Origin of the sequence: Marinomonas spartinae (assembly GCF_900089775.1) — a bacterium.
GTDB classification, from domain to species: Bacteria; Pseudomonadota; Gammaproteobacteria; order Pseudomonadales; family Marinomonadaceae; genus Marinomonas; species Marinomonas spartinae.
Genome location: NZ_FLOB01000002.1, coordinates 611,148 through 635,855, shown reverse-complemented (window position 1 = coordinate 635,855; position 24,708 = coordinate 611,148). Strand labels below are relative to the sequence as shown.

At 46.5% G+C, this 24,708-nt stretch carries 37 protein-coding genes; 7 read left to right on the top strand and 30 right to left on the bottom strand.

Annotated features, from left to right (window positions below; translation table 11 throughout):
* Positions 1-249: 249 nt before the first annotated feature.
* The 17 genes from MSP8886_RS07115 to MSP8886_RS07035 form a co-directional block, all read right to left on the bottom strand.
* Positions 250-600 (bottom strand): hypothetical protein, encoded by a 351-nt coding sequence (locus MSP8886_RS07115; protein ID WP_067014126.1) that lies wholly within the window; start codon positions 598-600, stop codon positions 250-252.
* Positions 601-611: 11 nt separating this feature from the next.
* Positions 612-1,544 carry a phage tail tube protein gene (locus MSP8886_RS07110; protein ID WP_067014124.1) on the bottom strand — a complete coding sequence of 311 codons (933 nt, stop codon included), beginning with the start codon at positions 1,542-1,544 and terminating at the stop codon, positions 612-614.
* 93 nt (positions 1,545-1,637) lie between these two features.
* Positions 1,638-2,048, bottom strand: a complete 411-nt coding sequence (locus MSP8886_RS07105) for a hypothetical protein (protein ID WP_067014122.1) — start codon at positions 2,046-2,048, stop codon at positions 1,638-1,640.
* Positions 2,048-2,329, bottom strand: coding sequence for a hypothetical protein (locus tag MSP8886_RS07100; protein ID WP_067014120.1), 282 nt, complete (start codon positions 2,327-2,329; stop codon positions 2,048-2,050). Before MSP8886_RS07100 ends, MSP8886_RS07105 begins: the two co-directional genes overlap by 1 nt.
* A gap of 4 nt (positions 2,330-2,333) precedes the next feature.
* Complete coding sequence (locus tag MSP8886_RS07095) at positions 2,334-2,693, bottom strand: hypothetical protein (RefSeq protein WP_067014118.1); 360 nt, start codon at positions 2,691-2,693, stop codon at positions 2,334-2,336.
* Positions 2,694-2,766: 73 nt separating this feature from the next.
* Positions 2,767-3,804, bottom strand: coding sequence for a major capsid protein (locus MSP8886_RS07090; protein WP_067014116.1), 1,038 nt, complete (start codon positions 3,802-3,804; stop codon positions 2,767-2,769).
* Between the two features lie 75 nt (positions 3,805-3,879).
* Positions 3,880-4,260 carry a head decoration protein gene (locus MSP8886_RS07085; RefSeq protein WP_067014115.1) on the bottom strand — a complete coding sequence of 127 codons (381 nt, stop codon included), beginning with the start codon at positions 4,258-4,260 and terminating at the stop codon, positions 3,880-3,882.
* A 52-nt stretch (positions 4,261-4,312) separates the two neighbouring features.
* On the bottom strand, positions 4,313-5,617 hold the full coding sequence (locus MSP8886_RS07080) for a S49 family peptidase (RefSeq protein WP_139063101.1): 1,305 nt from the start codon (positions 5,615-5,617) through the stop codon (positions 4,313-4,315).
* Positions 5,583-7,106: a phage portal protein gene (locus MSP8886_RS07075; RefSeq protein WP_067014111.1), complete on the bottom strand. Its 1,524-nt coding sequence runs from the start codon at positions 7,104-7,106 to the stop codon at positions 5,583-5,585. Before MSP8886_RS07075 ends, MSP8886_RS07080 begins: the two co-directional genes overlap by 35 nt.
* Entirely contained in the window at positions 7,103-7,330 is a 228-nt protein-coding gene (gpW, locus tag MSP8886_RS07070; protein ID WP_067014109.1) for a gpW family head-tail joining protein, read from the bottom strand. The genes MSP8886_RS07075 and gpW overlap by 4 nt, the downstream gene beginning before the upstream one ends.
* Entirely contained in the window at positions 7,327-9,354 is a 2,028-nt protein-coding gene (locus MSP8886_RS07065) for a phage terminase large subunit family protein (protein ID WP_067014107.1), read from the bottom strand. Before MSP8886_RS07065 ends, gpW begins: the two co-directional genes overlap by 4 nt.
* Complete coding sequence (locus tag MSP8886_RS07060; protein WP_067014105.1) at positions 9,338-9,823, bottom strand: DUF1441 family protein; 486 nt, start codon at positions 9,821-9,823, stop codon at positions 9,338-9,340. Before MSP8886_RS07060 ends, MSP8886_RS07065 begins: the two co-directional genes overlap by 17 nt.
* A 337-nt stretch (positions 9,824-10,160) precedes the next feature.
* Positions 10,161-10,892, bottom strand: a complete 732-nt coding sequence (locus MSP8886_RS07055) for a phage tail protein (protein WP_067014103.1) — start codon at positions 10,890-10,892, stop codon at positions 10,161-10,163.
* A gap of 74 nt (positions 10,893-10,966) precedes the next feature.
* Positions 10,967-11,188 carry a hypothetical protein gene (locus tag MSP8886_RS07050; RefSeq protein ID WP_067014101.1) on the bottom strand — a complete coding sequence of 74 codons (222 nt, stop codon included), beginning with the start codon at positions 11,186-11,188 and terminating at the stop codon, positions 10,967-10,969.
* Complete coding sequence (locus MSP8886_RS07045) at positions 11,181-11,486, bottom strand: hypothetical protein (protein WP_067014100.1); 306 nt, start codon at positions 11,484-11,486, stop codon at positions 11,181-11,183. Before MSP8886_RS07045 ends, MSP8886_RS07050 begins: the two co-directional genes overlap by 8 nt.
* 2 nt (positions 11,487-11,488) lie before the next feature.
* Positions 11,489-12,004: a hypothetical protein gene (locus tag MSP8886_RS07040; protein ID WP_067014098.1), complete on the bottom strand. Its 516-nt coding sequence runs from the start codon at positions 12,002-12,004 to the stop codon at positions 11,489-11,491.
* Entirely contained in the window at positions 12,001-12,330 is a 330-nt protein-coding gene (locus tag MSP8886_RS07035; protein ID WP_067014096.1) for a hypothetical protein, read from the bottom strand. Before MSP8886_RS07035 ends, MSP8886_RS07040 begins: the two co-directional genes overlap by 4 nt.
* Before the next feature lie 408 nt (positions 12,331-12,738).
* Here MSP8886_RS07035 and MSP8886_RS07030 point away from each other — a divergent pair, with 408 nt between their 5' ends.
* The 5 genes from MSP8886_RS07030 (at position 12,739) to MSP8886_RS07010 (ending at position 15,166) form a co-directional block, all read left to right on the top strand.
* Complete coding sequence (locus MSP8886_RS07030; RefSeq protein WP_067014094.1) at positions 12,739-13,107, top strand: hypothetical protein; 369 nt, start codon at positions 12,739-12,741, stop codon at positions 13,105-13,107.
* Between the two features lie 82 nt (positions 13,108-13,189).
* The gene (locus MSP8886_RS07025) at positions 13,190-14,080 is read left to right on the top strand and encodes a hypothetical protein (RefSeq protein WP_067014092.1); all 891 of its coding nucleotides are present in this window, start codon (positions 13,190-13,192) and stop codon (positions 14,078-14,080) included.
* 2 nt (positions 14,081-14,082) lie between these two features.
* Complete coding sequence (locus MSP8886_RS07020) at positions 14,083-14,571, top strand: Aca2/YdiL-like domain-containing protein (protein WP_067014090.1); 489 nt, start codon at positions 14,083-14,085, stop codon at positions 14,569-14,571.
* Positions 14,564-14,797: a hypothetical protein gene (locus tag MSP8886_RS07015; RefSeq protein ID WP_067014089.1), complete on the top strand. Its 234-nt coding sequence runs from the start codon at positions 14,564-14,566 to the stop codon at positions 14,795-14,797. Before MSP8886_RS07020 ends, MSP8886_RS07015 begins: the two co-directional genes overlap by 8 nt.
* A 108-nt stretch (positions 14,798-14,905) precedes the next feature.
* The gene (locus tag MSP8886_RS07010) at positions 14,906-15,166 is read left to right on the top strand and encodes a hypothetical protein (protein WP_067014087.1); all 261 of its coding nucleotides are present in this window, start codon (positions 14,906-14,908) and stop codon (positions 15,164-15,166) included.
* 46 nt (positions 15,167-15,212) lie between these two features.
* Here MSP8886_RS07010 and MSP8886_RS07005 read toward each other — a convergent pair whose 3' ends face one another.
* From MSP8886_RS07005 to MSP8886_RS06955, 12 genes are all read right to left on the bottom strand, one after another.
* Entirely contained in the window at positions 15,213-16,364 is a 1,152-nt protein-coding gene (locus tag MSP8886_RS07005; RefSeq protein ID WP_067014085.1) for a tyrosine-type recombinase/integrase, read from the bottom strand.
* Positions 16,361-16,861 (bottom strand): hypothetical protein, encoded by a 501-nt coding sequence (locus tag MSP8886_RS07000; RefSeq protein ID WP_067014083.1) that lies wholly within the window; start codon positions 16,859-16,861, stop codon positions 16,361-16,363. Before MSP8886_RS07000 ends, MSP8886_RS07005 begins: the two co-directional genes overlap by 4 nt.
* 78 nt (positions 16,862-16,939) lie before the next feature.
* Entirely contained in the window at positions 16,940-17,833 is an 894-nt protein-coding gene (gene orn / locus MSP8886_RS06995) for an oligoribonuclease (protein ID WP_067014081.1), read from the bottom strand.
* Positions 17,834-17,864: 31 nt separating this feature from the next.
* Entirely contained in the window at positions 17,865-18,176 is a 312-nt protein-coding gene (locus tag MSP8886_RS06990; RefSeq protein ID WP_175365279.1) for a MarR family transcriptional regulator, read from the bottom strand.
* A 35-nt stretch (positions 18,177-18,211) separates the two neighbouring features.
* Entirely contained in the window at positions 18,212-18,523 is a 312-nt protein-coding gene (locus MSP8886_RS06985) for a helix-turn-helix domain-containing protein (RefSeq protein ID WP_067014079.1), read from the bottom strand.
* A gap of 2 nt (positions 18,524-18,525) precedes the next feature.
* Positions 18,526-18,690, bottom strand: a complete 165-nt coding sequence (locus tag MSP8886_RS22310; RefSeq protein ID WP_175365278.1) for a hypothetical protein — start codon at positions 18,688-18,690, stop codon at positions 18,526-18,528.
* A 3-nt stretch (positions 18,691-18,693) separates the two neighbouring features.
* Positions 18,694-19,326, bottom strand: a complete 633-nt coding sequence (locus tag MSP8886_RS06980; RefSeq protein WP_067014077.1) for a hypothetical protein — start codon at positions 19,324-19,326, stop codon at positions 18,694-18,696.
* A gap of 2 nt (positions 19,327-19,328) precedes the next feature.
* Entirely contained in the window at positions 19,329-20,015 is a 687-nt protein-coding gene (locus MSP8886_RS06975) for a replication protein P (RefSeq protein WP_067014075.1), read from the bottom strand.
* Positions 20,015-20,989, bottom strand: a complete 975-nt coding sequence (locus MSP8886_RS06970) for an LvrA C-terminal domain-related protein (RefSeq protein WP_067014073.1) — start codon at positions 20,987-20,989, stop codon at positions 20,015-20,017. The genes MSP8886_RS06975 and MSP8886_RS06970 overlap by 1 nt, the downstream gene beginning before the upstream one ends.
* Positions 20,986-21,684, bottom strand: coding sequence for a DUF2786 domain-containing protein (locus MSP8886_RS06965; protein ID WP_067014071.1), 699 nt, complete (start codon positions 21,682-21,684; stop codon positions 20,986-20,988). The genes MSP8886_RS06970 and MSP8886_RS06965 overlap by 4 nt, the downstream gene beginning before the upstream one ends.
* Positions 21,681-22,241, bottom strand: coding sequence for a hypothetical protein (locus MSP8886_RS06960; protein WP_067014069.1), 561 nt, complete (start codon positions 22,239-22,241; stop codon positions 21,681-21,683). Before MSP8886_RS06960 ends, MSP8886_RS06965 begins: the two co-directional genes overlap by 4 nt.
* 84 nt (positions 22,242-22,325) lie before the next feature.
* Positions 22,326-22,652 (bottom strand): MarR family transcriptional regulator, encoded by a 327-nt coding sequence (locus MSP8886_RS06955; protein WP_067014068.1) that lies wholly within the window; start codon positions 22,650-22,652, stop codon positions 22,326-22,328.
* 243 nt (positions 22,653-22,895) lie between these two features.
* On the opposite strand from MSP8886_RS06955, the gene MSP8886_RS06950 reads away from it, so the two are divergent.
* Together MSP8886_RS06950 and MSP8886_RS06945 are read left to right on the top strand one after the other, a co-directional pair.
* Positions 22,896-23,648 carry a helix-turn-helix domain-containing protein gene (locus MSP8886_RS06950; RefSeq protein WP_067014066.1) on the top strand — a complete coding sequence of 251 codons (753 nt, stop codon included), beginning with the start codon at positions 22,896-22,898 and terminating at the stop codon, positions 23,646-23,648.
* 66 nt (positions 23,649-23,714) lie between these two features.
* Entirely contained in the window at positions 23,715-24,335 is a 621-nt protein-coding gene (locus MSP8886_RS06945; protein WP_067014064.1) for an outer membrane beta-barrel protein, read from the top strand.
* A gap of 45 nt (positions 24,336-24,380) precedes the next feature.
* On the opposite strand, the gene MSP8886_RS22305 is transcribed toward MSP8886_RS06945, so the two are convergent.
* Positions 24,381-24,542, bottom strand: coding sequence for a hypothetical protein (locus MSP8886_RS22305; RefSeq protein WP_175365277.1), 162 nt, complete (start codon positions 24,540-24,542; stop codon positions 24,381-24,383).
* Positions 24,543-24,708: the final 166 nt, after the last annotated feature.

Here is a 24,708-nt window from a genome sequence, read left to right as displayed (position 1 = left end):
TAAAAGATTCTGGCTGGTCAAGCAGTCCGCCAGACAGCGGGAAGCGGTTTTTTTTGAAATGACTGTAAAGTTTGATTAGTTCGTTGCTTTGGTGAGTAATCATAGGTTTTAGACACGTATCCGATTCAATAACGTCATCTATTACCCATTGTTTCATTGGCGCTGGGTTGTTTTTGTCGCAGTGGCGCCCCCATGTACAGTGATTGCAATCAAATTGATCCGCATTGCTGTATACGGCCACTGCGATGATTAGTTTTTTTCTTCGTATTCTCGAATAAAGGCACGGTTGATAATCTCGTTAAACACTTCAACTAAGTATTTTTGCTTAACAAGATTCAACATGTGTTGGCTGTATTCGATTGGCTTGCCCTCTGCGTCGAAAAAACCTTTCCAATTCTGAATAGCAAAACGCAGCGCATCTCGCATCGCTTGTCCGCTGTAGGTAAAATGACCTTCTGAATTAATGCTCGCACCTGATTGCACCTGCATAAACTCTAAGCCACTGAGCGGCTTTAATAACCACTCTACGTCCCCTGATTCGTCTCGATCAGACTTAAACCAAGTCGGTGCGATTTTGCTTTCTGAATTAATGGTTACCACAATGTAACTCCTTACGTGAATAATAAGCTGAATTCGTCATCGCCAGCGGTTGGCAAGGCTGCCAAGCTGATATCGCGCGTCACTTGGCCATTACGATCGGCGGCTTTTGGTGCGGAAACGTTGTACACTTTCGGCATGGAAATAGTGTAAATATTGCCTGCCTGATCACCAATCCCGCCCGTTGTTAACACTGATTCGGCACCATTTTTCCAATCAATCAAGTAGTCTTTTTGATCGGCCGTTTTCGCCAGTGGGTCAATGGAGCCAGTCACATTACGATCACTAATATAAATATCACCATAGCCATCTGTGCTAGACATAGAGTCTGGCGTGGCTACAGTTATGCCCATATCTACCGTTAATTTCGACACATCCAACGCGCCGCCAAGACTAAATGCAACGCCAATCAATGGCACTGGCACAATAGACGAATAGGACGCTGCAGGGACATCAATAGCAGAAATATTGCCAGATTGATGTCCGGTGAATGTGAATGATGCTTTGCCGATTGAGCCAGTTGATAGATCAAAAGTTACTTTGCCCATGCAGCCGGTTAGCTTGATAACGTCGCCATCTTCCCATACGTAAATAGTGCAAGATTTCTGACCTGTAGTGGCAGGCAAGTATTCGACTGACGTATCTGCCGTGATGGTTTCTTGGAAACCACATGCTTTCAATGCATCCCCCATTTCTGGCGCCGTACCAACCACGCCCGACCCTTTGATTTCCATGGTAAAAGACACTTCTAGCAAGTGGCCTGCATAGATTTTTTTCAGCTCACCAAAAGTGGCCCTAACAGGATTACGTGCCGCCATTCGCTCATTGGCTGGCGACCATTTTAGGTCTTCCACCAATTTGGCATTTTCTGCCGCTGTTGGCGTGGCATCAGTGCCTTGGGTGGCTTCAATTTTTAGAGCGATAACACTACGCTTTGTCAGTTTCATTGGTCGTCTCGCTGTCTGGTTTATGTTTAATTACGGTGCCGCCTTGGCGCGGTTTATGCGTCATTTTTGGCGGTGCAGTTGGCTTTTTCTTGGTCATAAGCTTGGGTCCTGAGTGTTGTAGCGGTAGCGAACTTGGTACACAAGCTCACGACTAAGTGCTGGCTGTTCTGAGTTAATTTCTGATTCACCCACTCGATATGAGCTGATTTCCGTCATGCCTGGCACTTTACCCTGCAGTGCCATTAGAGCTTTATGAATATCGCCGCGATACTGATTAGCTAAAACTTCCAGCTGTGTGGACTGAGTGAGCACCACTTGCGTAATGACCAGATCAAATACCGCATCCGTAAAAGCGCCCTCACCTTCTGTGGTTTCAGCTCCCTGCCGAATGAGTACGCGCGTTTTATCAGATTTGTACACTGGCGTTCGTTCGACCACAGTGGGCTGCATGGCGCTGGTTAGCGCATTGGTTATGGCCACCATGATGGATTCGATTTTGTGCATTACATCACCTTCTCAACTTGGTACTTAGTGACGCCAGCGCCCCCACCAACAGGCTGACGTAGGTAATACGCTGTGCCTGCGATGGTAATCTTGGAGCCGAGCGGGTTTTCAGGTATATCCACATCCGCTACGGTCAGCACGTTGCCCTCCCCAACAAAATCATTTCCATCGAGGAAGTCGTTTTTAAAACGCACGACAATGGCTTGCTCTGGCGCTGACTCGTGAAAAGCCTCTTCGCCAAAATTTTGGGACATCAACCGGAACATTTCGAGCTTGTTCATGGCATTACGCCTTTTTCGCTGCGCCTAGCGAGATAAAGCGATCGAATGCAGCTTTGTCTTTCGCAGTGAAGCGAGTGCCGGGCTTGTGGTTCCCGATCGTATTAATCGCAACCATACCTAAACTGTCGGCGGCTTTGGCTGCTTCCGCCGCTTTGGCTGCTTCCGCCGCTTTGGCTTCTTCCGCCGCTTTGGCTTCTTCCGCCGCTTTGGCTGCTTCCGCCGCTTTGGCTGCTTCCGCCGCTTTGGCTTCTTCCGCCGCTTTGGCTTCTTCCTCTGCTTTAGCTTCTGCATCCGCAATGGCTTTGGCTTCTGCATCGGCAATGGCTTTGGTTTTTGTAGCTTGATCTTTTTGTGCTTGAGTCATGTTATTTCTCCAATAAAAAAAGCGACTATCAGGCCGCTTTTAGTTAGGTGGTTTTACTTGATTAGCCGCTGAATTATTCCAATACGGTCATGGAAGAGGTTGCGTTCGGGTTGCCAGGTGCAACAAGTGGGGCGGAAACAGATAAAGCGACACGCAAAGATGGGTCAAACTCATCTTTAAATTTGCTAAACATTCGAATAGCAATCATGGCTTCAACGTCTAAAATAGCGCCAAAGTGCTGCGCCCCTGCCACCGCATCAGACAAGAAAGTCACTTTCTTAGCCTTCTGCATAGCGGTTTGAACGCCTTTTACTGACACGGTGCGAGTGTCTACCCAGACCGCTAAGTTATTGCCCAACACGCCTTTCAAGACAATGCCTTCAGGCATGGTGACACCGCGTTCTAATGCACCAGACTGACCAGAAAAGTCCGTATCTAGCGAGTCTTTCACTTGGGCGTTATTTTTGAACGGCTGCCACACATCTAACGGCAAAATCATGTCCGTTGGCGCCACGCCGCCTTCGGCATCTGACATGCGTTTGCACTGGATATCAATCTGATCCACAATTTTGGCGTTTGGATCGTTCCAATATTCATTCCCCGCTTCACCATCAAGCACGACCGTCAACGCTGGCGATCGACCAAAATCAACCAAGGCTTGGCGACCATCTTTATACGTGAGTGTTAGTTTGCCGTCAGCAAAACCATGCGCAGCCATCAATTCACATAACCGCGTTAGACGTTGATCATGGGTGATAAATTGCTCTGTTGTTGCTGCGTTTAAGCGATCTTTAGGTGTCACCTTATCGCGCACTCTTTCGCCAGCACGTCGACGCAAAGAATTAGACGGGGTAACAATGTCTTTCATTTTGGTGTAGCCAGGTGTTAAGCGCTTAGTAGAGGTTGCGCGCTCATAAATTACTTGACCTTGCTCCATCGGCATCACCAATGGTGCTACTTCTTTGCCTGCGAACTTCATCTCGACAAGGACATATTCTTCCTCGCTTTCAATGATGGTCGACGCAAAACGGTTTAGGTAAAACGTTGGGGTGACGGCTTGTTCTTCGATGTACTGGGCTAGCTCGTAGCGGTCATTTACTGGATTAGGCATAACTTAACTCCATAAAAAAACGCCCTCTTTGGGCGTTCTTGATTGATTTTTAAAAGGGCGTTTTTGTGGGGTTGTTTAAACAGGCAAGCGCAAGTAAATGCCTTGATCCGCTAACAGTTCTTTCACTTCGTTTGTACTGGACCATGAATCATCCAGCACCAACAGGCTTGGGTTACATTCCACTTCGCAATAAACAGGACATAACGCGTCTGCCGCAGTAGCATCGGTTGCATAAATCGCAATTCGACGGGGAATCTGTGAGCCATCGGTTGCCGTTTTTACACAAGGGATATATTTACCCGTTGCTGTCACACGACCTAGTAATGCACGTTGAGCGACGTTGCTACCGCTGGCAATCGTGACCGTGTCAGTGATTTGTGGTTTTTCACCCGTAATAAACGGGATAAAGTTTTCGCTAACGTCTTCAACAGACGCCATTCCGTAGTTATCAGACATAATAAAACCTTTCTTTAATTGACTATGAGTCGAAAAGAGCGCTTAGGCTCAGTTAGGCATGCATTTGTGAGTGAGCCGCGATCAGCGGGTTTTTTGATTTTTGTTTACCATCAGCATCGGCGCTAGTATCCAAATCGTTATCATCTGATGGCACGTCTGGATCAAACTTGCTCATTACCTTTGCAAAATCGGTCGTTGCCGTTTTTTGTTCGGTGGTCGATTCAAGCGTGGCAGAAATAGGCGATACACCGAGCAAGGCTTCACCTTCTGATGCACTCATGCTTGTGTTGAAAGCGATGTGATGTGCCATTTCCGTACGGCCTTCACTTTGCTCCGACATGATGATGCCTTTGATGCGCTCTCGCTCGGCAGTGGTTGCTTCGGCACGAATTGCGCTTTCGTCTAACTGTGGGCCTTGTGATTCCTGCGCGTTTGCGTTTGAGTCTGGTTTTGACATTGGGATTACTCCGGTGTTGGTTGGGTTGATCTGGTCAATGAATTCTGCCAACGAATCCGCTGGAGACATGATTTTGTCGGCTAGCTTTAGCTCGACCGCTTGTTTTGCATTGAGTACCGCCGCTTCGGTGGCCATCAGCGCGTTAAAATCACAGCCACGATTGTCGACAAGAGTTTGCACGAACATGGTTCGTATTTCTTCAAGTTCGGCTTTTTTTCGATCGAATACATCATCAGGCAAAGGCTCGTATGAGTTGCCCTCGGCTTTTCGTGAGCCAGCAGTGATGAGTGTGATTTTTTCGCCACCATCTTCCAGCATTTTAGAAATATCGACATGCGCCATGATCGCACCGATTGAGCCCATGCGGTCGGTACGCGATAGCGTCACCGTGTCGGCCACTGATGCAAACATTTGTGCAGCGCTGCAGGCTTGAGGGTCGACAATGGCGCGGGTTGGTTTGGTAACAAAGGCTTTCGCCCAATCTGTCAAATCAAACAAACCATCAACTGAACCGCCAGGAGAATTAATGTCGTAAATAAAACCCTTAACAGCCGCATCATTCTGCGCCATTTCAATATTGGCGCGAATGCCGTCGTATCCTGTCATGCCACTGGTTGGCTGTAGATATCCAAATCGATGCGTTAACGAACCATGCACAGGGATGATGGCGACACCATTTTGCACACGATAAGGCCGAACGGTCTCTCGACTAAACCCAGCGGCCATATCAACAAGCTGGGCAGATTCAAGCGTTTCACCGTTCATTTCCAATAGTGAAAAGTCAATTTTCCCATTTTTCTTAAGCGCCCCGAGCAGCACAGAGAAATACTGTGGGGTTACTGCAAGATTTCGGTTAAAAATCTCGTCAAGCAGTAGCATTATTCGATTCTTCTGTGTCACTGGAATCACCTATTTGTTGGTAAATGTCGGAGAGTTTGACACCCTTTTCTGCCATTACTTGGCGCTCATGAGCGATCTGCTCTAAGTTATCTTCCCAATCTAGCCCTTGCTCGGCACATTCCGCTTCGTAAGTTGAAAAACCGTACTCAACACGAAGCTTGGCACCTTGCGCCTCTTTCACTGGGTCAACCCAGCCTTTGCCGCTGGCGATCCAGCCGCACTGACAATACGCTGCGCGATTCGCATAAAAATCAGGCGCCTCTAGGGTGCCTTTGTTGACCTGCTCTTCTAGCCATAACTCGTAAACGGGTTGCGCCCATGATGAGATAAGCCAAGCACGTCGATTTTTCACAAACTTATAGGCTTCCAGCATGGACGCGCGAGCGCTTGAGTAGTTGGTTTTACTGAAATCCTTCATCAACATTTCGTAAGGCATGCCGAACGAAACACCAATTTGACGAAAGATATTTTCTACAAAGGCGCTGTAAGATGGATTTGGTCGACCCGGTAAAAACGGGGTAACGTCCTCATTTGGTAACAGTGGAATAACTGAGTTAGGGCGCATGGAATAATCCATACTGTTCCTAGCATCTAGATACTCGCTGGAAACTGTAGCGCCTGCGTCACCATCAGCAGACGGGGTGTAAATTTGCCTTATCAGCTCATCGGGCATATCCGATTTAACAAATGCCGCGATCAAAGCGTTGTTTGCCGCCGCTTTTAGCTCGGCTTGTGAGTAGTCGTCTAATATCTTGAACTCAGATAAAGCCGACACCAAAGCACCGACACCGCGCGATTGCTCTGGCCGCGTAATGTCGTAAGTATGGATCACCATGCGACGGCCCCAAGGGGTTCGAGCTGGCACTCTTGTCCATTTTAAAAGATCGCGTGAAATATCAATCGGGTGACGATTGGCAATGTGGTAAGCGATCGCCTCACCATCACTGTTTTTTTCTATCCCTCGTCGCATGCCTGCACCGTCTGTTTTGCCATATGGCGTGCAAACGCGATCAGGGTCGATGATTTGAATACAAAATGCGTTGTCGCGCGCTTTCTTCCAACGCGGCACAGCAAAGCTTTCACCCGCATCAAACGACTGCATGAACGTCAGCTGCGTCATAGAATGAAAGTTCTGATTTCGCGCCAGCGATGCGTCGTGAGAGTTAGCCCAAAGTTTAAAAAGGCTTTTGGCTTTTTTCGCCCACTCACGCGCCCATTCAGGGTCTTTGCCCAGCGCTTGATAATTTGGCTTTGGTGTGGGCATTAACATGGAGCCGACGACGTGGTCGGTCATGGTTTGCTTTGCGCCCTTTGCTACACCGTTGTTGCGAAAAAGATCCGCTTGACGGGCATCTAAAATGCTTTTTTCTGGCAGTAGGTCGGCGTCTGCACTGCGTTTTCGTGGTCGCCAATTCTTGTGATGATCGTTGTTCGCACCGCGATACGCTGGATCACTTCGAAAAGGTTGTCCTGTATGGTCAAGTATCATCGTGGCACCGGATTAGCTGTGATGCCTCGACCCCCACCACCTAGCGCACGAATGCGACGAGTAAGACGGGTAATTTCGGCATTCATTTGTTGAATTGACACCGTGGCAAAAGAGATGCTGTCTCCATCGCCCGATACGCTTTGCGTTGCTGTGCCGAGTAGGCGTTTTGATTTGGCCGCTTTGAGTGCGGCCAATTCGGCTTGCGCTTCTTGTAGCTCTGTCACGATTTAATACTCCCCACCTTTCCAAAGGATCGTTTTTTTGGCTTGGGCGGTTCAGTTGATGTTACCACCGTTTGCTCAGCTGGCTTTGGCGCTGGCTTTTCTGTCGACTTTGGCGCCTCTGGCTCGATTTCGGTTTGCACAAATTGAAGCGCTGACGGCTCGATAGTTGGCATTGTTTTATCCATGAGTTTTTGAAGCGATCTGAGCTGCATACCAAAGTTTTGCTGTAGTATTCGGATCATTGCGAAGTTGCCGACGCGACAATCTAGCGGCTCGTTTCGACCTCCAATGGGGTTTTCAAAGTCCACATAACCTTGACCGTTTTTATGTTTGATCGTCATTTTCTCGATCACTAACCCATGAAAATAACGCTCGTCGTACACTTCTTTTAATGGGAAATGGCAATAGCCGGGGCCGTGCTTCTGATGCTTGATTCGCGCATAGATCACTTGTTTTGCCGTGACTGTATTTAACTCAGTTAAATATGTTTTATGTTTTGGATTAGCTTTATTCGGAAAGCTGGCAACCGGCTTTGTTGAGCCTTTTTCTTTAGAACCAAATGTCGGAATATATCGGAACGGATCACGACGACAGAATTTATGAACCTCTGACGTAAAGTGACCGCCTGCATCAATGCCACACAACCTAGCGCGATGAATCACGCCTGTGGCGCTGATAAATTCACGGTTCATGTGCCTTTCTAGCTCGTTCCATATCTCTGGACGGGATAGATCGCCATATAATTTAACGTAATCTAGTGACCACGTTTCCTCGTTTGGCCCCCATGCAACAAATTCACCCTCGAAACGATCATCTTGCGTATCAAACCAGCAGGTTATGATAATGCCATCGTGTGGCACTTCGGCCTGATATACTTCTCGTCGATTCTCAAATCCTGTGGCGTCTATGCTTTCACTTTCCACCTCAAAGGTTTCACCCATTGACGTGTTTTTCCATGTTGTCATCAGGGTGTTATCACCCATTTTTTCGAATTTATGAGCCTCTAAGAATTTCTCTACTACATCCTGAAGTTTGGCGTTCGGGAATGGGCTGTATAACTCATTTATGTAAAAACCAGCTACACCAGTAAATGGTGCGGTCGCTCGCCATTCGCCAAGCTGCAGCGCTTCGTTTTTTTGATTATTTGTAAAAAGCCCTTCACAACTTGAGCATTTAATTTTGGCGGTTTCTGGTAGGTGCTCTTCGTAAACCTCATGAATTTCTTCTTCGGCTTTTTCCCAAACAACCATATCCCACTTAAGCGTTATAAAATCGCCACAACATGGGCACGGGATAAAGAAATGGCGCTTATCACTAAGCGCCATTTCGCGTTCTATTTCGCTCTGTCCCTTTAATGTGGGGGAGCCGCCGAGGATGATCTTTCGGTTGTAAAAGGTCTTGCCACGCTCGTATGCCAGCTTTAGTGAGTTACCTTCACCGCCTGAGTTACGCGAACAGCGGTCGGGCTCTTCTACTAAAATCAATCGAATTGGGGATGATGCTAGTTTTGAAGGTGCATTTGAACCGACTAACTCAAGGTGACCGCCTCGGAAATGCTTACTTAGTATCGTATTGCCAGCGTTTCGAGATTGTTGATTGATTCGCTTGGCAAGCGGTTCACTATCTCGAACCATTGGAGCGAATTTTTCTTTCGAATAACGCTCGGCCATATCCTCAGTTGGGAACAATACAAGCGCTGGGCAAGGATCGCGGTGTATGTGAAAGCCGAGCACGTTGTTTATTACGCCATCTGTCCATGCTACTTGCGCGGATTTCTGACAAACAACGCGCGGTATCTCTGGATCACAACACGCGTCTTGAATCTCTCTTAGAAACGGTGTTACTGATACTCGGTAATCACCTGGTAATGCACTGTTTTCTGCTGAAAGCTTTCGATATTTTTCTGCCCATTCCGTGATTGACTCGTCTGGCGGTGGTAGCCAAAGTGGCTCTAGATCTTCGTAAACTTCGTCCATATTAGCGAAGCTGATGTCTTGTAAGAAGTCATCACTCGTCAATGACATGATCGCCTCCCATGCTTACCAGCGCGGATTTTACCTCGTCTTCTACGATCGCTTTTTGCTCTTTGGTTAATCCAAGACGCTGAGAAAGACGCGGCGCTAAGTTCATCAAACCTGATTTTGCAGAGGTGATGATCTGGCCTAGCTTGAATTCAATATCAGGTCGTCTTACTAATTGCTTGGCTTCTTCACGCACTGAAATCTCTTTTTCTGTGGCTTGCCAGTGCTTCAATCGTGCGGTTTCTATTTCTAGATCATAAGCGCTAGAAACTTCCTTACCCTGCCCCACTCCTGCTTTCAACATTCGCTGGGTTACAAGCCACTCAATTACGGACTCAGTATCGTATGTATTTCGCTGTCCACGACCGCCGACAATCTCTATCGGCATGCCGTTTTTTTGCCACGTGGTGAGCGTTTTTTCAGTCACTCCAAGTATGTCGGCAAGCTCTTTTTTCTGGACTTTTTTACCCATTTCCAAAACCCACAAAGAAAAGCTAAATATTTGAAAGCAAACATTATTCAATCAAGAGCTGACACCCTCATACACACAACAATGTTGCTTAGTGAAAAACAGATAAGGAGACTTCGAAGCGGTTACCCAAGTCGTCGGTTTTTAAAATCAAAAATAGAATAAAAAATAATGACAAAATCGATCACAGAAAACTCAAAAACAAACAAAACTACTTTCTATGACCGATCATCAAAAAGGAAGGAAGTCCTAGGAACATTTTATAGCTAGAAATACCATGAGGTCAGAATAACCCCCATATGCTTTAAGTCTAGGAAGGACCCATAATTATATTTATCAATCACTTAGCCACCTTAACCGCATAATATTTGGCTGCTTCCGAAAATTCCTCACTTATTACGTCACGGGCTTTCTTGTCTGCCTCTTTGTAGAATGGCAAACGCCTTTCGTAGTTCGGTGCATCATCAGTGAAGACGATCGCTTGCTTAAGCTTCTTGCCTTGTCGATAGTAGATACCAATCGGCTTATGTGGCGCCTTTGGTAACATAAAAAACTTACGGGCTTTTCGCATTGTGTTCTGGCTGTGCCCAGACTCTGTAAATGCCTGTACGTCCCGCAATATATGAGCTGATGTTGATTTAGGTATGTTACCGAACCTATCAAGACGAATGTCTGCGCCAGGCACAGCATACTGTCCTTTTCGAATCAAACCAGAACGTCTAAGCCGCCTCTCAAAGTTCTTAGCATTACGATCACCACCCTCAATCATTGGGTTTAAATAACTTGCAGCATCACCGCCCCCCTTTGATACGTAACTTCTATCCTTTAAAAGGATGACAGCTTCCATTCTTTTCTGTCTCGCATACCGTGTCATTACTGCGTTTAGCGTCCAGCGTGTAGGCCTATCGATATACTTAGGCAACACAATCTTTACGAGATGCTCCTGTACTTTGTCAGCTGTACGATTAAGTGCCCGAACAGTTGCCTTGGGAATTAAATCCTTTTCTAAGCTATTGAGAATCCTATCAATTCCATCAAAATCATTTTTAATTGAAAATCTAAAGTCGTCCATACACACACTGCCTCAACTGCTCTATGTAGGCGGTTATTTGCCCCATCTCATCGATAGGAACAGTGAACGCCACGTCATTGACTGTCGTGTTTATCAGCACTGGCTCTACCGCCTGGCATTGGGCTGGCTGACTCATCGGGCTTAACGTCGTGCACCCGCCCAAACTGGCGCAGATAGTTAGCAGGATCAGTGCGCGCTTGATGTAAGCGCTGTTGTTTCTGTGCTTCATCATCACGCCTCTTTAGCTGTACACCCCATTCGATCAGGATGAGTAGGAATTTCAGTAAACTAACCATCTTTATTCTTAGCCTTGCCATAGTTAGCGGCTAACAAATTAATCAATGCTTTCAACCAATTAGGCCAACTATCTGTAAAGCGCTTGGGCAACATCGCAACAGCATGAGCCACCGCATATAACACACCAATCACCACACCAACCCAAGCGGGCAGCATCTCAACCAGTGAAGGTAAGGCGCCAACAATCATGGCGATAACACCGCCATTATCGGTTGCCACGGCATCCGCTGCATAAGCAGAAAACGGCATAAATAACAACATCAAACCAAGCGTAAACATCAAACGAAATACACGCATAATCACACCTCTCTCTCTAGCCCATACAAATCGTATGGAAAGTTTTTAATGAACTCGTTAACAGCACCAGCGCCATGGATAGTGTTATAAAATCGTTTCCAATAGCTCGCTAAGCCGCTGATATCATTAGCATTAGGCAACACTTCCGGCACTCTTAAATAGTGCGTACGGCACATTGCCGCAGCGTATCGATTGTTCCAAACCAATGCGTTATGGTCTGGCCAGCCGCAGGCATCGTAATTCTCATCGACGCTGTCAGACGTCATATTAAGCAGCGCGTCACGCAATGCAGGCTTGTATTTAATAAATTTGAGCCACAAATCTTTATGAGTGAATGGCTCCATCTGAAACAGCCCCATAGCTGGGCCTTTGCCGAGCTGTTTTATGTAGGTGCCGTGTGACTCTTGCGACAGCGTCCCCATTACCAGTTGATCCGCCGCTAATGAATACGCACCGATCTGCTGTAACGCAGGCAACACAACGTATTCACGGAATTGAGAAAGGTTTAAACCGCTCATTTGATGCCCCAATAATTCAATGCAATAGTGATGACTGCAGCGACAAATGAACCAAGAAAAGTTATGGTTTTCCAACTACCTGTCGCCGTTGTTGTTTTAACCTCAACCCGTCTAATACGAATCTCATGATCATCTAAAACGTTGTCATGGCGCCTAACACCATCATCATGCCTAAGATGTCGCTCCTCTGAACGCGCTAGTATTGAGCTGAGTTCAGATACAGATTTAACCAGCTCCGTTATTGCCCGTCTTTGCTCTGCAAATTGCTCTTTATTTTCGATACGTTGAGCAGCTATAAGCTCTTTAAACGAATCTAAATCACTCATGCAGACTCCAAAAACAAGAAAGCCCCGCGATTGCGAGGCTAGAAACGAAAAAACCCGCTCAATACGAAATACTGGCGGGTTCTATATAGTGTGTTGCCCTTCAAACACAGTTCTCAGAGCATGAACAAAATGTACCTCCTAACTTCCCCTCTCGCAAGCCTTGCGCGCGCGAAAAGCTAACTTTGTATTCTTCATTGGAATACAAAACAATCGACTTCAAAGGTGCATAAACACTAATAAAATGCCACTTATGTAAATTCCATTAGTGACGGCATGGTGACGGAAAATAAAAGAAAAATAATTTAAAATAAATTCAATAAAGTGCTTTACACGTCGCAAACGCGACGATATAGTATAACTGTGCTTACGGGAACCGCCCGAAGCCAACCTAACTAAGAGGATCACATCATGACTAATTCAATTTCATTCAAAATCACTTCTGAAGAAACATTCACAGACTTCACAGAGCTTAACCAAGAGTTTTCAAACGCCGCGACTTACGGACCTGTTCTTGAAGGCTTTCAAGTAAACTTCGTGGTTGACGTTACGTTCAATGGAGAAGAAAAAAGCTTTGAAGTTATCTACCAAAGCGAAGAGCGAAATAACGGAATGATGGCGTACAACGGTTATGAAATGGCTGTAGCCACAATTTACGGCTGTGACGCAGACGAGTCACAGGAGCTGCTAGCGTTCATCGAAGATGACTACACAGTATTAGACGCTCTTAACAAAAGAGCAAATCAGTTAGCAAAAGAACAACTTGAATCAATGATCTAAAACTAAGCGCCCCAATGATGGGGCGCTTATTTCAACTGCTTACGGTACAGACCGAAGCAAACCTAACTAAGAGGACAACAACATGAAAGCCATTCTGAAATTTAAATGCACCGACATAACAGAATACGAAAAAGACATTGAATATAATGAAAGTGATGTTTGCGAGATTGAAGCAATTAATGGCTTCGCCGCCGAACATGGCGGCTACTATGGGCGTCCTCACGGTTTTAGAATGGCTTACGAGGGGAGCCGTTACTTTGGGCTTTGCTATGGATGCACATTACAGATTCTACCGAAGCGAAAAAGACAGAATTTAAGAGAGCTTGTGCTCAAGAGCTTCAACGTCGATATCGACGTACTCGAAGCCTTTGGTTGCTGGCTCACCAGCGACAGCAACTTCACTGGAATAGGCTGCGACTCAGAGAGCGTGTATGTATTACTAGACGGAGCGAGGCATGGGGTGAGAACCCCGTTTTTCGAAATTCGCTGGAAAGCGGAATGGGAGTACTTAGAAACGTGGCTACCTCACGACGCTCACCCGTACGACACGCGAGACCAATACGCTAATCGCTCTCTTGAAAACTTAAAAGCAGTGAAGAAAACGTACGAGCATGAAATGTATGAGTACGAAAGACTCTTAATCGAGTTTAATGCCCCAGAAAGCGAATTTATGAGCGAATCCAAAATTATTGATCTCTATTTTAATCACATCGAAAACGTCGAAAAGAACAGGAATGAATATCACGACGATGTTTTGGATGAAATTAAAGATTGCCTTTCCAATCATTTAGCCCTTAGGGGGCTACTTGAGAAATACAAGGGTGTTCTAGATAAGACAAGAAATCAAATTGCTGCAACTTATTTTAGAAGCGAACCTGAATTCATCTTTTACCACAAAATGAATTCAGGGCTGGGATACTCGACGGGTTACGCGCCCAATAAACCATTCCAAAAATTAAAGGAGTTAAATTAAAAATGTCATGGTCTAAATTAACAGCACCAGAACTTCAAGCAATGCGCGGACTATTCTTCGCATCCACAACCGAAGCTGCCGAGTGTATCGCGGGCTTAGGCGGCAAACATCCAGCTCGAAGCTGGCAACGCTGGGAGTCTGGACAGCACGCCATTCCTGACGATATCGACACTGAAATCTATGCACTATGCTCACAACGTACCGAGTGCATTGATGGTATTTTTGATGCTGAACAAGAAAGCCAGAAAATCAAATGGTATCCAACCTTTGAAGACTTCGCCGTCGATTTCCCGACGGGGAACAAAGTATGGTGGCGATTACATCAAAGTGTATGCGCCGCGATATTTTCAGAAAACAGTGACGCAGAATTACTGACTGATATAGAAACAGACAAAGAAAGCTACATCTATAAATTCTTTGCGCGTACTCGTGAAGAGGACTTAGAGTGGGCGAGACAGGAAGCAAAAGCCAAGGAGCTGGGCATTGATTAAATCAAAAGTGCTTCTGACGTTAAAAATAGGAAAGCGAACGTTTGAAATAACTGAAAAAGACAAGTTCGTGACCAGCGGGTCAAGCGTTCTTTTGCTGGGTCAAGGGCGAACGAATCCTGAACTCAATATGAAACACTTAAAAGAGATTAATAAATTTGAGCGCATTGAGCACGCGCATGAATTTGGCTCTATGACATCGGTGTTTAGTTTGGGTGATAGAAAATAATTTCAAAGAAATTCAACTTAACGTTTTAAACGTCGCAAACGCGACGCTATAGTATAACTGTGCTTACGGGAATCGCCCGAAGCCAACCTAACTAAGAGGATATACATCATGACTACACTAATAAATCTTTTCTTGGAAAAAAATCTTGCTGATGGATACACACTAGCAAACTCAATCGACAACCAAGATTTACTTGAAGAAAACAAAAACAGAGATTTTTCTTCAAAAAATTTAAGTGTCCATGTTAAGAGAAAAGCGGAAAAACTTTCTGACTTTTTAGATAAAACACCACGAGATCTGACTGACAAACAGACTTTTGAGGGATTCTTATTGCTAAATGATCTTTTGACAAAAATTGAAATGGCATAAGATAAAAATAGATAAAAAAGCCCTCCCCGCGAGGGCTTTTTATTTCCTACAAAACCACTTCCGCAGCCAATTTCCCTACGGCCTCCACCATCAGCGGCCATGCGTATTCACTCTCATATCGACCTTCCAAATCCCCGCGAGAGTGGTTAAGAAGCATTTTCCGCACGGTGCTATCAACGCCGCTTTGCATCCAATAATCGTTAGCAAGTTTACGCATGTCATGAGACGTAAAATACATATCCATGCCGCTGCGCAGATCCTTATACCAATTACAAGCCGTCATCGTGCTAATGGGCCGCTTACCGCAACGGCTAAAAACATACTGGCCGCGACGCGATGCCCTAGCCTGCCGCAACAGCGCGACCAGCTCAGGAGACAGCGGCGTACGCAACTCCACGCCTGTTTTCGTATTCTCAGCGGGGATAACCCACTCGCCACGATCAAGATAAAAATGTGACCATTCCGCCAAGCATGTTTCTTCAATGCGTGTGGCTTGGCATAACTGCAGCGTGAAAAACAAACGCCGGTTAAACTGCGCCTTATTAATCTCTGCCGCCACCGTTGCCAGGTCATCGACCTTCAAACGCCCAGAATTCGCCTTTTCTTTGCTGGTCGAAAAATCCCGCCAACCGATCCCCTTTAGCGGATCTGCCGCAATCACTTCCAGCTTTGCCGCCAGCGAACACGCGCGCTTTAACACCGCCCAAGCCGTACGAATTGACGACAACGCCAGCGAATTTTGTTTAGCACGATAAAGCCGCTTATAAATCGCATTACGAGTTAGCCCAGCTACAGGCAGCCCCTCAAAACACCCTAGCAAATGCTTGTGAATCAAGTAATAAGCGGATTTAACAAAGCCCTCGCTGAACGTTTTATCATGCTCAATATGATTCAAAAACCACAGCAGCAGCGCCCCACACTCAACCACTGTATCAACCTTATTACCCGTTCGCTCACCCGCCATCACTTGCGCCCGAATCTCGCTCAAACGCTTAAACAAGTCGGACGCCTTCAGCGCTGGCCACTTCCCCAGTGGCGTTCGTATCTTACGATGCCCCTTATACACCACATCGTAAAACGTCCCACCCGTTCGCAGCTTATTGGCACGAAATTCAACACGACGAGAATCAAAACACCACTCTTTATCACTCGTTGCTAAAAACTGCTTAATTGAAGTATCAGTAATGCGTTTTGTCATACAGCGGCCCCCAAAGCCGCCGCTAACGCATGCAAAAACCGAGATTTTCCCTCGGCAACGTGCTTCTCAAACCGATTTTCCGTTAGCTTAAAATGCTGCGCCTTAAGCCGAAGCTCAGCCGCATAAAGAGGAAGAGAGCCAACAATAGCCCTATTAGAGGGTGCTATCCCGCGAGCATCTTTGCGCCCATCCGACAGCACCGCAGCGAACAAACACAAGCGCTGCATAGGCGACAACGACTCAAACAAATAGCCATAGCCGCTCGACTTAGCTGTCAACGACTCAATCGCACGAATCATCTTAGCGTTAGATTCACCGCCGCCGCCAAACTCAGGCACCACGCCCGATTCCAACATATCGCAAATCTTGCCCGTATTACTGACCCCAGCCCAGCCCGCATCAGCAGACGACGACACCAGTGTATCAACATGCTTATTAACGATCGCCCACGACAACCAACCCAACGACCCCATTTTATTACGATCTTTCCAGCGCATAATATCCTCCACGTCATCACGACGTTGATAGTGTTTACATTCCGAAAGACGCTCAACGAACGCCCTTTAAAATGGAAACTAAATGCGCGGGCTAGATGGTCCGTGATCTGGGCCCAATTTTTCAAAACTTTTCATAGTAGAAAACTGAATTGACTGAGCTTTCAAAAGAGACTCTCTAATTCTTAGATTATTGCGAATCGCTTCATCAGCCAAATCACCCGCCAAAGATTCTTCCAGTCGCTTAGTTTTGACTGCCAGCTCTGCCGCGACTTTCCCAAGCAGCTCTTCCAGCTTCCAGCCGTATCGATTCTCACGACCCATTAGCACATCACCACCAATTTTCAGAGGAGGAATTAAACGCCCCTCTAGTCCAGCCGTATACGTCCCTAATTCCTTAAGCGTCTCTTGAATATCGCTCATCGCCGTATGAGCATAGGTCTTCTCAACCTTTGGCAATCCAGCATTAGACCAAGCCGTTTGACGCAGTAGATCAATGCTCGATACATCAACCGTGCGATAGTGAAAGAAGTCTTTAAGCTGTGGCATTTGAGCATCGAGATAAGACACATCAAATCCAATGCTATTACCAAACAAAACGCCGCCCGTTTTCGCCTTGCGGTCGTACTTGGTCACACCATGATGCATCAGCCATCCCAACACATGCCGCACAGCCTTTTCATTACTACTATAAACCGCCACATGCTCGCCTGATTTATTGCGCAACTGATCAATCAAACCCGATTTAGTGTGAGTATCCAATGCCCATGGGTCCATACGCCCTAAAAACGACTCATCCCAAATACCCACACTAATGCGATAACGCTCTTGCAGCTTGTCATCACAGATCACAAACGCCATTTCGAGAATCGGATAATGCAAAGCACCATGCACCCGCTCACCATTTTCTAACGTCTCGTAACCGTTTAACCCGCCTGTTTCTAAATCACACCCAACCAACATAACGTTTGACATAACACCCTCTCTTTACCAACAGTGATTAAAATTAAACCTTTGGAGACGACCCTTTCACCCACCAAGTCACGGCCTTGCACTTGCCGATCGAACAAATACGAATGGGGCCTTTTTCGACTTCTTGCGCGGTTTCCGCTTCGCTCATGCGACGAGCAACCATATAACGGTCTTCTCCGTGCTTGCTGGCCAACTCACGAGACGTTAGCCCGTTCGTCTCTTGGATCATAGCAACAACCCGCTCTATCTGTTTCTGTCGCGCACCGCTCTTGTTAATAGCGTCCGCCGCTAAATGGCTGGTTTCTGGATCTCGACTTCTCGCCGCTTGAGTTTGAATATTCATCATAAAAACCTCCTCGCTTCACAGCGATGATTAACGGATTAACACAACTTTAAAATCGCACTTCGATACTGACCAAAGCTCTGATAAGACATCGCCACCGCATCGCTTGCAACGAACGCTTTCAACTGCCCAAGCTTAGAAGACTGATGATTTGAGCAACCGGCTAAATAATCCAACGACACATCATAGAAATCCGCCAACGACAGCAATAAATTCAATGACGGATTGCTGGCCGACCCCTTTTCCAGCTCATAAACATGCGTCTTTGACACACCGACCGCATCAGCTACAAACTGTAATGACACTTTTCTAGCCTCTCGCAATTCAGCTAGACGCTCAGATAGAGACATATTCAACCGCCTTTTTTCACATGTAAATTGATAAAATACATACTGAACTGACCCGCACCAAAACATGCAGCTGACGCAAAGGCTCGTATAACCAAATCATCATTGAATAGACCAACAATAAGCGCGGCCATAAAGACATAGACCATCAAAATAGCTTGAATCATCATCCCCTATCCTCGACCAATAGCGATGCGAACATCACCCAACTCACTAAAAGACCGCTCTTTCTTTTTCTCTTTAAGTCGCTTAACCTCAGAATTTGCGGCATTCAGCTCACGATATAACTCGCGCATCTTCTCTTTTGTTTTTTCCGCATCACCTACGCGGTTAAGCAAATGCGCCATCATTTTTCGTTCAGCGGCGTGATTAACGTCATGCCCCCAATCCGCAACCGAGCTATCACCATGAAAGTAATTTGTTTTACCAACCAAATGACCGGCTTTAATCTTGATATGACCGCGAGAGTTCACCCAAAGTAAGCCCCATTTACCTGGCAGCTCGTCAGGGCTGATCATGCCTTCAGGACAGATGAAATACCGAAATGTCCCCATTCCCAAAACCTCGCCATTGCGGTGGGGCTTCTTCTTATCTACCAAAAAGTCGGAGCGGCTCACCTTACTTTCAACCACCACAGAGAAATCATAATCGTAATTAAAGCCCCACGCGTCCGCGATCTCACCGAAAAACAATGGACCAACTTCGGTAAAAGCAATTTTGCAATGCGCGCCATTTGCAGACGGTGAACGCAACAGCCACTTTTGCGCCAACTCGTTTAAATTGTTATGCGTCATATCAAAAGCCATGATCACCCTCTCCCCAACAATGCTTTCAAATCACCAACACGCGATCGGCCTAGCTGTTTCAGCTCTGCGCGTTCGCTGGCGGTCAATTTCTTTTGCTCGATCAAGTTAGGCTTGCTCACTTCCAGTTGCTCGCCGCGAATCACGCCATCACACAGTTTGGCGTATTCTTTCTTGTAGGCACGTTGCCCTGAGTCCGTATCGCTGCGGCGTAGGCGGTGCCAGCTGACCGTTTTACCCGCCAAATACACAGCAGGATGAGAAGGACGCCAAGCAACGATGTCATGACTATTGTTGACCGCTTCACGATAAGCGTCGTCGGCACTGGGTAGGCCGTAACACCAGATAATAAACTCAGCCACCACAGGCCATTTTGTGTATTTGTTCTCTGTTGCATAACGCTTGGCGCGATTAACACCCACGCGCAACATCTCAGGATTGACGTTCCCGCGTATCAACTCATGCGCCCATTGTTTTTTAATTTCCGCCTCTATTTCGGGCGTTCTCATGGATGTCGTGTGGCTGGTATAAAACGCCTTCAACGTATTGAAAACCGCATCAACCGTCTTACGCATCGCATCCAAAGCGGCTCGTTGATCATCGTTAGGCTGGCGCTGCTCAGACACAACAGGACGACCAGAAACGGGCAACGGCCCTTGTGAATTCGGTAATAAATTATTGATATGTTGCATCAGAATCTCTCCTCTTCGTTCACCATTTCGGTTGCCCAATCGCGGCTAGACTGCCCGTTGTTTCGTATCGTCGGCAATTCCTCGTCGCTCCAGCGCTCGTTGTTGATCCACGTTGCTGGGTGCGGCTGGTATTGTTTCTGGTCATCGGGTGCCAAGGCGTACAAATCCCCCCAACGCTTTGCCTGAATCATGATCCCAGTAAGAAATTCAATTGCAGACTCGCGATCATTTGGCAATTTGATTTTAAGAAAAGCCTTCTCAGCCGATTTACGCCCTGATTTTTTCTGATAGGCATCATAAAAAGTCACAAACGCCTCGGTTAACAATTCGCGCTTGGCTTTCGCATCGAATGAATCAGAATCATCAGCCACGGCTAACTCGTTCGATTCGGCAGAATCGGACAAAAGATCTAAGTTCTCAGTCTCTGTAGAAGTCTTTGTAGTAATCTCTGTATACGTCCCCCGTTTCAACGTAGGTGCCCCTACATCTTCACGTTGGGTGTCCTCCGAATTTTCGGAGGAGGTGTTACAGTTGGGCGTAACACCATCATCAACAACCGGAAACGTAATGCGGTCAATTTCGATAGCAACTGGCTCAATGAAAAGGATGTTTGATAAGTGGTTGCCACCAACCGTCTTAGAGCGCAGTTCAAGAGTGATTAAACCCGCATCACGCAAGCGCTTGAGGGAATCTTGAACTTCTCGCTTAGTCATACCAAAATCGTCAGCAAACGATTGATAAGAGCGCTGTAATTTATCGGCTGAAAACTTCTTTCGATGCCCAATAACTTGCCCCGTGTGTTCATCACGAATTTCAGTCGGGCGATACCAGTATAGGATTTCAGACAGCAATGTGATGGCTTTGTGGTCAGGACGACCAGAAGGCAAAGAAATTTGCTTATACCAAATTTTAGGCGTCACGTTACCGGTGAAACCAAGGCGACCAATGGCCGCCACAGTTTGGGTTATGCTCATGAAGAGACACCCCCAATTCTCAGCTGCTTTTCTTGCTGATCAGTGGTGGCGACATTAAGTGATGCATTCTTCCCGTGAGCGTGGCCAAGAGTTAAGCAATTAAAATCAAGGCCACGATTACCAGAAGACTTCGTGTCCTTAATTTTTGTAGGCTCTACACCTTCTTGTTTATTGGCTTTGTGTTTAACAACCTCTTCAGGCTTATCGCGCTTACCAAAGACATTAACCAATTTTCGGCAAGCTGAAACAATCCACCCCTTGCAATACAGATCCGCCTGCTGGGCGCTTGCGCCGTATGTTTTTTGAAACTCTTTACGGGCTTTTTCTAATTGCGGATAAATGACATCAAAAGAATAAGCGGCTAATTCTGCATCACGCTCCAAGCCGATAAATTCAACACGAGAATCCCAAACGATACGACCGCCATATATGCGCGGTCGTGCTCCATGCAAGGCATAAACGCCCGATATACTCATAATGGCAGACACCAAAATGGACTCGTATTCCTTGATGGTTTTACGCTTAATAGGACGCGGGTAAGTTGAAATGATATCCAGCTCATCAGTATCGATACGGTACTTTTTCATAAGCGACACAGCTTGACGCTTGGCGGTTTCCGCCTCGTGCGGATTATCAGATTGAGACAAAGCCAAGAGCTTACGAATTTTTTCTTGGTAGCGCTTATCCATGCTCATGCCCACACCCCCGCTTTTCCCTTCAATTCAGGATTAAGCAGCGCAAACACATGGGCCTTAGTGCGGCGGCCTTTGAACATGCGAGCGATATAACCCTCGCGCTCAAGCTCTTTTACGCCCTGCTGGACTTTATCAACAGAAATCTTGGATAAGGTAGAAATCTCGTTAGGATCTAACAAGATGCGTGGCGATTCGCCGAACTTAGGAAGGTGGAATTGAATAGCGCGCTGTACGCGTTTGGCGTAGACAGACAATTGATCAGATTTTTGACGTAACTGTGCCATGATGGATCTCCGTGAATTATATTCGGAGCCACCTAGTCGAAGTGGTAATTTCGAGAATAAGGTGGCCGGACTAACGGGGTTACCACAATCAGCTTCACGGAACGCTGACCCATCCGAAGATGGCCCCGCCAGACCGACCATAAAAGGTAGGTACAGGCATGCTGCAGACATAAAAAAACCGCTATTAAGGGCGGCTTGTCTGCCCGTGAATTTATGCTGGGTGGTAATCCAGTCCCCTACTTTTTTTGTAGAGGCGGTTAAATTATTAATCATTGCTCTGTACCTGTCAATCAGATAGAGAACACCGCGCTCATTCTGAGCAAAATAACATTCTTGTTTTCGATATCCGTCGAAAAATTAGTGAGCGGATGGCCCCGTCAAAACAGGGTCTAAGGCATCCACCAAACGAGTAAGTTCTGCATCATCAAACGCCAAAAAATCCCGCGCCGCGACAGCAGCCACGGGCGGGAAATAAGGGCAATCGAGAACAGCAACATAGAGAGAAGACGCGCCACACTGAACACGACGCACGAACCCTTGCTCCATCAGTTTTTCAACGGACTTCAACGCATCTTGGGTTCGCGACTTAGAACAACGACCGATGTCATAGAGTGTTAAAGCCCTAGTCGACTTCAACAAAACACCCATAATCTCGTGATCTAATGTGGTAAGCTGGTTTAGCATAATCCCTCCTGAAAACACTCTGAATGACGCTTCACAGCGGGAGACAGAGCAAATCTTTGAACGGCTTGATCAAACTTGATCATTGCTTACGCCGTCACATTATACGTAAATATAGCACTATAGGTAATTTTTAAGCAAACTTTTTCACGCATGTAAATTGAGAAAATGACTCACAGCGCCAAAATAGAGAATAATTCACTAAAAACATCATAAACGCATCAAATCCAGTAAACAGGTAGAGCCATGCCGAGCGTGACGCCACTAGAAAATGAAGTTCTCGAAAGCACTAAAGGCGCTTGTTCACTTGCCATGCAGCGCATTATCAATGCATCACGATATGAGAAAAGCGACGTGGCCGAATATTTGGGGCTCTCTACTGTTGCGCTGGATCGTCGCATGCGCGGCGCTGTCAGTTTTGCGTTAGAAGAAGCCATGCTCATTTGTCGGCTGATCGACATTACGCTACAAGACGCATTGAAAATTGGTGACATGTCGGACGAAGAATTTCAGAATGCGTGGATATTTCAATGGCGACGTCAAAACTTCACCAAACACATCGCACACCTTGAAGCAGATAAAGGCTTAACTCAGGGCAGAATTGCTGAGATATGCGGACACAGTCAATCATGGATAAGTCGTGTGTTATCGGGCAAAGCCAAGTTAATTGGCCGTGTCTGTAGAGTATTAGAGCAACGACTAGACCTGCCCGAAGAATGGCTTGATAGAAAACCTCTATCCCCACCAAAAGGCCAGCAAGTTAATACCGACCTTATCAGTAAAACTAGCAGCCAGCTATTAGGCGCCGTCAAGCAAGCGGGGTTCGACGTCGACAGTGATCTCCTTGTCCCTTACCTAACCGCCGTAGTTCAACTGTATAACGCTCGCGTTGCCGTGCGCGACGGCTTCGACCCAAAAACCGACGCCGCGCAATTTCAGTCCATTTTCGAACAGCTCACGATGCAGCTAAAAATGAAAGAAGGGTTGTGGAAGTTTTAGGATTTTATATCGCGATGGCGCCCGCCCTACGTCATCGAGATCACAAGGATGGGCATGGAGCAATCAATGAAAAAAACACTACTCACGACCGCACTACTCGCATCAATCAGCAGCGCCTACGCCGCCGATGCACCGCAATGGAATCAACTGTCTATTGGTTATGTAAATGGCACATTAGAACAATCTGGATCAAGCGATATTGACCTAAATGGTGCGGCGATTTCAGGCAGCATTCTACTAAACGACAGCGTGTTTCTGGCGGGTCGCTTTGAATCGACCAGCGGCGACATCAATATCAGCAATCGTAATGTCGATGTTGACGTGCGCCGTGGCGAGTTTGGCCTTGGTTATCGCTATGGCGTCACCAGCACAACAGACGTATACGCAAAGCTGAGCGGCATTTATTATGAAGTCGAAGCGTCTTTGGGCAACATAAGCGCCAAAGAAGACACAAACGGTGGCCAGCTTGAAGCGGGCATTCGCTCTATGATCACACCAAACGTAGAGCTGGGCGCATCAGCAGCTTACATCAAATACAGCGATGTGGACGATGGCGAAGATGATAACGACAAAAATCTAAATATCTTTGCGGCCTACCATTTTAACGATAAATGGTCTGCTGGCCTTGGCTACTCGAAAATGGACGACGTTCATTTTACTGAGCTGAAAGGCACATACGCTTTCTAAAGCAAGCACACACAAGCGCAAAGCAATGTTTGCGCTTGTGTGGCATCAACCAATAGCAACGATGTCATTTAATCTATCAAACACATCAACCAACTCATCCAGCATCATCCGATAATAAACCACCATCCCCAGCTTACCATCGTCTTTCGCATTATTTAGCAAGCATTCCAGTTGCCTAATGCGACCCTCTATTTCCTTTTTTTCCATGTGGGCTTTCCTCCTGCCCTGTGTTGTAAGCGCTTTCAGAGGTCATTACAATAACATGACGCTAACTCTACACGATAACGACAAAACACTATCCGATTTACACGATAATCGGATAGACCCACTACACGCACACAATTCATAAACAATTACTCAGCGGCAAAAAACA

Excerpts from the sequence above, each read along its gene's own strand:
- MSP8886_RS07110 (WP_067014124.1), bottom strand. The coding sequence starts at position 1,544 with ATGAAACTGACAAAGCGTAGTGTTATCGCTCTAAAAATTGAAGCCACC.
- MSP8886_RS07105 (WP_067014122.1), bottom strand. The coding sequence starts at position 2,048 with ATGCACAAAATCGAATCCATCATGGTGGCCATAACCAATGCGCTAACC.
- MSP8886_RS07100 (WP_067014120.1), bottom strand. The coding sequence starts at position 2,329 with ATGAACAAGCTCGAAATGTTCCGGTTGATGTCCCAAAATTTTGGCGAA.
- MSP8886_RS07095 (WP_067014118.1), bottom strand. The coding sequence starts at position 2,693 with ATGACTCAAGCACAAAAAGATCAAGCTACAAAAACCAAAGCCATTGCC.
- MSP8886_RS07090 (WP_067014116.1), bottom strand. The coding sequence starts at position 3,804 with ATGCCTAATCCAGTAAATGACCGCTACGAGCTAGCCCAGTACATCGAA.
- MSP8886_RS07085 (WP_067014115.1), bottom strand. The coding sequence starts at position 4,260 with ATGTCTGATAACTACGGAATGGCGTCTGTTGAAGACGTTAGCGAAAAC.
- MSP8886_RS07075 (WP_067014111.1), bottom strand. The coding sequence starts at position 7,106 with ATGATACTTGACCATACAGGACAACCTTTTCGAAGTGATCCAGCGTAT.
- MSP8886_RS07065 (WP_067014107.1), bottom strand. The coding sequence starts at position 9,354 with ATGTCATTGACGAGTGATGACTTCTTACAAGACATCAGCTTCGCTAAT.
- MSP8886_RS07060 (WP_067014105.1), bottom strand. The coding sequence starts at position 9,823 with ATGGGTAAAAAAGTCCAGAAAAAAGAGCTTGCCGACATACTTGGAGTG.
- MSP8886_RS07055 (WP_067014103.1), bottom strand. The coding sequence starts at position 10,892 with ATGGACGACTTTAGATTTTCAATTAAAAATGATTTTGATGGAATTGAT.
- MSP8886_RS07050 (WP_067014101.1), bottom strand. The coding sequence starts at position 11,188 with ATGGTTAGTTTACTGAAATTCCTACTCATCCTGATCGAATGGGGTGTA.
- MSP8886_RS07045 (WP_067014100.1), bottom strand. The coding sequence starts at position 11,486 with ATGCGTGTATTTCGTTTGATGTTTACGCTTGGTTTGATGTTGTTATTT.
- MSP8886_RS07040 (WP_067014098.1), bottom strand. The coding sequence starts at position 12,004 with ATGAGCGGTTTAAACCTTTCTCAATTCCGTGAATACGTTGTGTTGCCT.
- MSP8886_RS07035 (WP_067014096.1), bottom strand. The coding sequence starts at position 12,330 with ATGAGTGATTTAGATTCGTTTAAAGAGCTTATAGCTGCTCAACGTATC.
- MSP8886_RS07030 (WP_067014094.1), top strand. The coding sequence starts at position 12,739 with ATGACTAATTCAATTTCATTCAAAATCACTTCTGAAGAAACATTCACA.
- MSP8886_RS07025 (WP_067014092.1), top strand. The coding sequence starts at position 13,190 with ATGAAAGCCATTCTGAAATTTAAATGCACCGACATAACAGAATACGAA.
- MSP8886_RS07020 (WP_067014090.1), top strand. The coding sequence starts at position 14,083 with ATGTCATGGTCTAAATTAACAGCACCAGAACTTCAAGCAATGCGCGGA.
- MSP8886_RS07010 (WP_067014087.1), top strand. The coding sequence starts at position 14,906 with ATGACTACACTAATAAATCTTTTCTTGGAAAAAAATCTTGCTGATGGA.
- MSP8886_RS07005 (WP_067014085.1), bottom strand. The coding sequence starts at position 16,364 with ATGACAAAACGCATTACTGATACTTCAATTAAGCAGTTTTTAGCAACG.
- MSP8886_RS07000 (WP_067014083.1), bottom strand. The coding sequence starts at position 16,861 with ATGCGCTGGAAAGATCGTAATAAAATGGGGTCGTTGGGTTGGTTGTCG.
- orn (WP_067014081.1), bottom strand. The coding sequence starts at position 17,833 with ATGTCAAACGTTATGTTGGTTGGGTGTGATTTAGAAACAGGCGGGTTA.
- MSP8886_RS06990 (WP_175365279.1), bottom strand. The coding sequence starts at position 18,176 with ATGATGAATATTCAAACTCAAGCGGCGAGAAGTCGAGATCCAGAAACC.
- MSP8886_RS06985 (WP_067014079.1), bottom strand. The coding sequence starts at position 18,523 with ATGTCTCTATCTGAGCGTCTAGCTGAATTGCGAGAGGCTAGAAAAGTG.
- MSP8886_RS22310 (WP_175365278.1), bottom strand. The coding sequence starts at position 18,690 with ATGATGATTCAAGCTATTTTGATGGTCTATGTCTTTATGGCCGCGCTT.
- MSP8886_RS06980 (WP_067014077.1), bottom strand. The coding sequence starts at position 19,326 with ATGGCTTTTGATATGACGCATAACAATTTAAACGAGTTGGCGCAAAAG.
- MSP8886_RS06975 (WP_067014075.1), bottom strand. The coding sequence starts at position 20,015 with ATGCAACATATCAATAATTTATTACCGAATTCACAAGGGCCGTTGCCC.
- MSP8886_RS06970 (WP_067014073.1), bottom strand. The coding sequence starts at position 20,989 with ATGAGCATAACCCAAACTGTGGCGGCCATTGGTCGCCTTGGTTTCACC.
- MSP8886_RS06965 (WP_067014071.1), bottom strand. The coding sequence starts at position 21,684 with ATGAGCATGGATAAGCGCTACCAAGAAAAAATTCGTAAGCTCTTGGCT.
- MSP8886_RS06960 (WP_067014069.1), bottom strand. The coding sequence starts at position 22,241 with ATGATTAATAATTTAACCGCCTCTACAAAAAAAGTAGGGGACTGGATT.
- MSP8886_RS06955 (WP_067014068.1), bottom strand. The coding sequence starts at position 22,652 with ATGCTAAACCAGCTTACCACATTAGATCACGAGATTATGGGTGTTTTG.
- MSP8886_RS06950 (WP_067014066.1), top strand. The coding sequence starts at position 22,896 with ATGCCGAGCGTGACGCCACTAGAAAATGAAGTTCTCGAAAGCACTAAA.
- MSP8886_RS06945 (WP_067014064.1), top strand. The coding sequence starts at position 23,715 with ATGAAAAAAACACTACTCACGACCGCACTACTCGCATCAATCAGCAGC.
- MSP8886_RS22305 (WP_175365277.1), bottom strand. The coding sequence starts at position 24,542 with ATGGAAAAAAAGGAAATAGAGGGTCGCATTAGGCAACTGGAATGCTTG.